The 952-nt window shown below is 61.6% G+C and carries 2 protein-coding genes; both read left to right on the top strand.

Going from position 1 to position 952, the window contains the following annotated elements; all coding sequences use genetic code 11:
• The first annotated feature begins 159 nt into the window (after positions 1-159).
• Positions 160-486, top strand: a complete 327-nt coding sequence (locus IEY63_RS22400; protein ID WP_229784868.1) for a transposase — start codon at positions 160-162, stop codon at positions 484-486.
• On the top strand, positions 483-938 hold the full coding sequence (locus IEY63_RS22395) for a transposase (protein WP_229784867.1): 456 nt from the start codon (positions 483-485) through the stop codon (positions 936-938). The genes IEY63_RS22400 and IEY63_RS22395 overlap by 4 nt, the downstream gene beginning before the upstream one ends.
• The last annotated feature ends 14 nt before the right edge of the window (positions 939-952 follow it).

Raw genomic sequence — 952 nt, 5'->3', positions numbered from 1 at the left:
AACAGGCGGGCTGAGGTACGCTGAGATTTGCAAATCGGCTGGAACCGCAATTGGGGCACCCTCAACAAAGTCCTGCTAAAGTGCGTCTGAAAAACGGGCTGGCGCAGGTTTTCCCAGAGCCATTGCCCGTGCACGGTAGGCGGCGGAGGTGGGGCGCTTATGACCCGATCTGCGTACCCAAACGATCGAACCGACGCCGAGTGGAACGTACATTTCCCTCTTCCTCAAGCGTCACCCCTTGGCCGTCCACGGAAGTGGTCGCTGCGAGAGATCCTGGACGGGATCTTTTACGTGCTGAGAAGCGGGATTACTTGGCGAGAGATGCCGCACGACTGCCCCCCCTGGCAGACGACTCTCACGATCACCGTCTGTTGCGACGTCATGGCGTTTGGGAGCCACTCCACACGGTCCTTCGGCAGTTGGTCCGTCAGCGTGAGGGTCGCGCAGCGACCCCCAGTGCCGCGATCATCGACAGCCAATCGGTGAAAACGACCGAAGCCGGTGGACCTCGCGGCTATGACGGTGGCAAGAAGGTCAGTGGCCGGAAGCGTCACCTGCTCGTCGACACCCTGGGACTCGGCATGGCGATCAAGGTGCACGAAGCAGACATCCAGGACCGCACCAGTGCGGTCCTCCTGCGGCGCGACCTGCCTAATGTTTTCCCACGCATGGGGCACCTGTGGGCGGATGCGGGGTACACCGGACAGCTCGCTACAGACCGGGGGCCGTATTTGGGATGGACGCTGGAGATCATCAAACATCCCTGGTCCGGATGGCAGGGCACTTGGGCGCCAAAGGACGCACCTCCACACGTCGTGGAGGTGCCGAAAGGATTCGTGGTGCTGAATGGTCGCTGGGTGGTGGGCTTGGTTGGGGAAGTCGCGGAGGGTAGTGCTCCAGTTTTGACTTCAAGCGGCGTTACGAGCGTTCGCCGATGAGGTGAGTGTAGACC

Origin of the sequence: Deinococcus radiotolerans (assembly GCF_014647435.1) — a bacterium.
GTDB classification, from domain to species: Bacteria; Deinococcota; Deinococci; order Deinococcales; family Deinococcaceae; genus Deinococcus; species Deinococcus radiotolerans.
This window is presented reverse-complemented; position numbering and strand designations above follow the sequence as displayed.

Excerpts from the sequence above, each read along its gene's own strand:
- IEY63_RS22400 (WP_229784868.1), top strand. The coding sequence starts at position 160 with ATGACCCGATCTGCGTACCCAAACGATCGAACCGACGCCGAGTGGAAC.